Annotated in this window: 7 protein-coding genes and 1 pseudogene; 4 read left to right on the top strand and 4 right to left on the bottom strand. The window is 34.4% G+C overall.

Annotated features, from left to right (window positions below; all coding sequences use genetic code 11):
- Window positions 1–142: 142 nt before the first annotated feature.
- Together A9G37_RS13250 and A9G37_RS13670 are read right to left on the bottom strand one after the other, a co-directional pair.
- Complete coding sequence (locus A9G37_RS13250) at window positions 143–289, bottom strand: hypothetical protein (RefSeq protein WP_255306895.1); 147 nt, start codon at window positions 287–289, stop codon at window positions 143–145.
- Window positions 290–334: 45 nt separating this feature from the next.
- Window positions 335–418, bottom strand: a pseudogene (locus A9G37_RS13670) (helix-turn-helix domain-containing protein); the annotation flags it as partial.
- A 309-nt stretch (window positions 419–727) separates the two neighbouring features.
- Here A9G37_RS13670 and pmrA point away from each other — a divergent pair.
- Window positions 728–1,390 carry a two-component system response regulator PmrA gene (gene pmrA, locus A9G37_RS09825; protein WP_065575388.1) on the top strand — a complete coding sequence of 221 codons (663 nt, stop codon included), beginning with the start codon at window positions 728–730 and terminating at the stop codon, window positions 1,388–1,390.
- 33 nt (window positions 1,391–1,423) lie between these two features.
- A complete protein-coding gene (gene pmrB / locus A9G37_RS09820; RefSeq protein WP_065575387.1) occupies window positions 1,424–2,527 on the top strand; it encodes a two-component system sensor histidine kinase PmrB in 1,104 nt (367 codons plus the stop codon).
- Here pmrB and A9G37_RS09815 read toward each other — a convergent pair.
- Window positions 2,496–3,116, bottom strand: a complete 621-nt coding sequence (locus A9G37_RS09815; protein WP_065575386.1) for a YrbL family protein — start codon at window positions 3,114–3,116, stop codon at window positions 2,496–2,498. The genes pmrB and A9G37_RS09815 overlap by 32 nt on opposite strands.
- A 274-nt stretch (window positions 3,117–3,390) precedes the next feature.
- Between A9G37_RS09815 and rplM the strand changes: the two genes are divergently transcribed.
- Complete coding sequence (gene rplM, locus A9G37_RS09810; protein ID WP_034901369.1) at window positions 3,391–3,819, top strand: 50S ribosomal protein L13; 429 nt, start codon at window positions 3,391–3,393, stop codon at window positions 3,817–3,819.
- Window positions 3,820–3,830: 11 nt separating this feature from the next.
- Window positions 3,831–4,223 (top strand): 30S ribosomal protein S9, encoded by a 393-nt coding sequence (gene rpsI / locus A9G37_RS09805; protein ID WP_065575385.1) that lies wholly within the window; start codon window positions 3,831–3,833, stop codon window positions 4,221–4,223.
- Between the two features lie 481 nt (window positions 4,224–4,704).
- Here rpsI and A9G37_RS09800 read toward each other — a convergent pair.
- The coding region (locus A9G37_RS09800) for an IS30 family transposase (RefSeq protein WP_141671166.1) at window positions 4,705–5,055 on the bottom strand (351 nt) is incomplete at its 5' end.

The raw sequence follows: 5,055 nt of genomic DNA, 5'->3' as shown, positions 1-5,055 counted from the left end.
GTTCCTTGACAGGAATACCTGCTTCAGCTTCTTTTAAAATAGCGACGATTTGATGTTCAGTCATTTTTTTCATCATTAAATCCCCTTTTACTTTTATCATAGAGAATTTTCTACTTTTTTGCTGTACTATTTTAGGGGAGAGTTACACGCTGACTTTCTTTAAACGTGCAGCAATCTGCTCTGGGCTGTAATAAAGCATGAGGTATTTTTCAACTTGGCGCCATACCGAAGACTCTATTGGCTTACCATTACCGCTGTTTTTCCGCCTTTTCCTAGCTAAGGTTACCACATCATGTGCTTGATAGGCTTGATTAGGTTTTGAGTTTCTTTTTATCTCTCGACTTATTGTCGAAGGATGTCTATTGAGTAGCTGGGCTATCTCTTTTTTATTCTTTCCGGCTTGTAATAATACGAAAATCTGGTATCTTCCTTCCTAGAAAGGTGATTATAATGCATAGCAATCTCCAAACTGTGGTGGAGCGAAGGTGCTAGTATAAATCACCTTTCTACTTTCTTCACTCCACCGTGTTTAAAATTGCACTTCATGTTTGAATCCAGGTATTTAATTAATAAAAATTGGATAAGTATTAACAAGTTTCTTAATAAGTATGTTCTTATTAAGCGCAATTAATAGCTTTAGATATGTAACGTGAAGTATATAATTACTGATAATTATACGATTGAGAATTCTTAGTGATTCCAACATTTATATTAAGGTAAATTATCAATGAAAATATTAATTGTTGAAGATGATAGCTTGCTACAGAAAGGTTTATACGATGGTATAATGTCAAATGGTTATGTTTGTGAAGTTGCTACAAATGGTAAACAAGCTGAAGATTATATTCAATTTGGGCAGTTTAGTTTAATTATACTCGATTTAGGATTGCCTGATTGTGATGGACTTGACTTACTGATTCGCTGGCGAAAAAATCATATTTCAACACCAGTTTTGATTTTAACTGCACGCGATACCATAGAAGATAGAGTCGATGGTTTAGATAATGGTGCCGATGATTATTTGATTAAACCTTTTGCTTTAACTGAATTATTAGCTAGAGTAAGAGCGTTAATTCGTCGAGATCAAGGTACCGCAGATAATTTTATCAGTTATGGTCCTATTACTATTGATATAAAACAACAAAAAGTGACTGTTAATAACCAAGAAGTAGTGTTAACACCAAAAGAGTTTATTGTATTATCTCGATTAATGCTAAAAGCTGGCGAAAAGGTCCACCGTGATTTATTGCAAAATGATCTTTATGATTGGCAGAGTGACCCTAGCTCAAATGTTTTGGAAGTGTATATTCACGGATTACGTAATAAATTGGGTAAAAATTTTATTCGTACAGTACGAGGTTATGGTTATCAACTTAATGATGGATGTTGATAACTCGATTAATTTAAATTAGATAATTAAATTATGATTTCAGAATCACTTAGTAATATACGCCACAGTATTCGTTGGAACCTATTTTTTACTTTGGGTTCTATCATGTTGGTTTGTCAGATTATTACTGTCCTTTGGTTATGGCACGAAAGTAAAGAACAAATAGATGTATTGGTTAATTTGACTCTAAGTCAAAATAAAATTGATGAAGTTGTTGAAGAAGAAGAATTAGAAGCGATTTTTGTTTTGTTTTGTTCTGCCTTTTCTATGATGGCAGTAACACTATTTTTGGCGTACAAAGCGATCAAGTGGATCACAAAACCGTTGGAAATTTTAGAGAAAGATCTTAATCAACGTACTGAAGAGAATCTAAAACCCATTGCGCCAATTAGCAATATGCGTGAAATTAAATCGATTATATCTGTATTGAATAATCTTTTTATTAGGCTGAGTACAACATTATCTCAAGAACGTCTTTTTACCTCCGACGTAGCGCATGAAATGAGGACACCTTTAGCAGGCATTCGTTTACATCTAGAATTGTTAGAAAATAACAATAACATTGATTGCACAGAGTTAATTGATCGTATAGATCGATTAGTCAGTACTGTAGAACAGCTATTAATGCTTGCTCGAGCTAGTCAAAAGTTTACTGTAGGACAGTATCAACATATTAATTTTTATAATGATATTATGATTCCGCTGTCTGATGAACTAACAGAATTGACTTCACAAAAACAGCAACAGCTTGAATGGTATTTGACTGATAAAGATCCTATTTTTAATGGTGATGCAACCTTAATAAGACTATTAGTACGTAATTTAGTTGAAAATAGTTATCGCTACAGTCCTGAGAACACTAAAATTGTGGTAAGCTGTTACAAAATTAAAAAAGATATCATTATTACTGTAGAAGATGAAGGTAATGGCATTGATGAGTCTAAAAGCGAAAAACTGACTCAAGCCTTTTTTCGTATGGATCGCAAGCATAATGGTATTGGGCTTGGTTTAAGTATAGTCAACCGTATTGCTAAATTACATCAAGGTCTATTTACCTTAAAAAATAGACCTAATAATGTAAAAGGTGCTATTGCACAATTGAGGATTACTGATTCACTTCGTCAACTAAACGAATGATTAATTTGTTGTTGCTATTTTCTTTAATAATGGATGTTAAAAAACGTTGCCAAGTTCGTTCAATTTTGGCTTTAGCAAAAAAAGGAATGTAATTGGCAATAGGAATAAGAGTTGAATTACCGATATTATCGATAATAATTAAGCGACTGTTATCTGCACTTAAGTGCTGAAACAAAATATTTTTGCTTTTTATTGTCATTGTAATAATACGATCTTTTAATAGGGCTGATTTCAAATTTCTTAATGAAGTAACTAAATCATCGTAATATTGCTTAGTTAATTTTGTATCAGCGAGGTATTTTTCAAGTGGTATAGCTATTTCACCGGTATAATCTCGGATGAGTTGGAAAACATGGCCTTTGCCATAATTGGTTGAAACTGGACCGTAATATTTTGCTATTGCATCGAATGAAACATTACGTCTAATTAGATGTTTATAATAAGAAATTTCTCGATTAGTCTCATCTTCAGCACCGACATTATAATTCACTTTGATACACTTATTGGGATCATTTGGATGACGATAACATTTTCGGTGCAAACCTTTGCTAATATAATCTTCTATTGAAAGTTGAATTGTATTGTTCATTTATTTAAATATTTTGTTATTTAATGTTGATTTTAGTTTATCAGTAAGCGTTCCTTCTCGCTATGATTTTTTATTTTTACTCTAGCGCTTTTATAAAATTTCTGTATAATATTGCCACCCACGTTACGACAACGTTCTTCCCAACGTTGTTTTCGGTTGTCAATATTAGTATAACCGCTCGAAGGGGTGAGTTAATTAATGGTAACAATCAAAAAGTGTAAATAAATCAAATGATTTATTAACGTGAGATTAATTAAAAATTGGATAATTACGAATGAGTACTTTTTCAGCTAAACCAGAAACAGTTAAACGCGACTGGTATGTTGTTGATGCAGCTGGTAAAACGTTAGGTCGTTTAGCTACTGAAATCGCAAGCCGTTTGCGTGGTAAACACAAAGCAGAATACACACCACATGTTGATACAGGTGATTATATTATTGTTATCAATGCAGAAAAAGTTGCTGTAACAGGCAAAAAACGCACTGATAAGATCTATTATCGTCATACTGGCTACATCGGTGGACTTAAAGAAGCGACTTTTAAAGAGATGATTGAACGTCATCCTGAACAAGTCATCGAAATTGCTGTAAAAGGCATGTTACCGAAAGGTCCTCTTGGTCGTGCAATGTACCGTAAACTAAAAGTTTATGCTGGTAGTGAGCACAATCATGCGGCACAACAACCGCAAGTACTAGATATTTAAGGGGATAAAAGATGGCTGATAATCAATATTACGGTACAGGTCGCCGCAAAAGTTCTGCTGCTCGTGTATTTATCAAATCAGGTAGTGGTAACATCGTTATTAACAAGCGCTCTTTAGAGCAATACTTTGGTCGTGATACAGCTCGTATGGTTGTTATGCAACCGTTGGAGTTAGTTGAAATGACTGATAAACTTGATCTTTATATCACTGTTAAAGGTGGTGGTATTTCAGGTCAGGCTGGTGCGATTCGTCACGGTATTACTCGTGCGTTAATGGAATATGATGAAACTTTACGTTCTGCGTTACGTCAAGCAGGTTTTGTTACTCGTGATGCACGTCAAGTTGAACGTAAAAAAGTGGGTCTACGCAAAGCTCGTCGTCGTCCTCAATTCAGCAAACGTTAGGTGCGACAAGCAGCACTAAGTGATTGATTTTTATGAATTTTTCGTAAAAATCAAGTGAATGAAAGGCGAAAATGAAATACTTTTCCCTTTCATTCGTAGATAAGAGCGAAGATGAAATACTCTTTCCTTATTTACATGCTTGTAAACTCCTCGAGGGTGCCTCATACTCCCGAAGGGGAGAAAATACCGAAAGCGTTAAATAGTTAACCTTTCGACCCGTGTGCAAGAGGGAACATATTCATGTAAGCCTTTTGTAAGGTTAATCCTTACCAGTCCAGAGTTGAACTATATACAACTACATGATGAGCCGAAGATATAGCTGACATCAAATTCGCCATGAAGAAAACTGGAGCCTTTTGAGAGTATACACTCTCCAGTCATAGTTGGACTATACACAACTACAAGGCGAGCAATTATACATTGCCGACGTCTCTATTTAACTAATAAGTTACTACTTAATATCTATGACCATTAATCATACCTAGATTACACCATGAAGTGCAATTTTTCTTAACTCCTTCGAATAAAAGGAGACAGGGCTTTTAAACTTATGCCGTTTTCTTGGGCGTGTGTTCAATAGATATTGTATTTTCTTTATCTGTTTGTCGTCAACTAATGAAATGGCCGCTGACTTAGGTATAAACTGACGTATTAAGCCATTGGTGTTTTCATTTGTGCCTCTTTGCCAGCTTTTATAAGGCTCCGCAAAGTACACGGTGGTGTTTAAATAATACTCAATAGCATGATGATAATTAAATTCGGTTCCATTATCAAAGGTGATGCTTTTAACCATTTTTTCAAACGGCGTTAGCAATTTTATTATCATATCTCT

This window comes from Gilliamella sp. GillExp13 (assembly GCF_001690815.1).
In the GTDB taxonomy this organism is placed as follows: domain Bacteria; phylum Pseudomonadota; class Gammaproteobacteria; order Enterobacterales; family Orbaceae; genus Gilliamella; species Gilliamella bombi.
The sequence above is the reverse complement of the archived record's forward strand: the minus strand, read 5'-3'. Positions and strand labels throughout refer to the sequence as shown.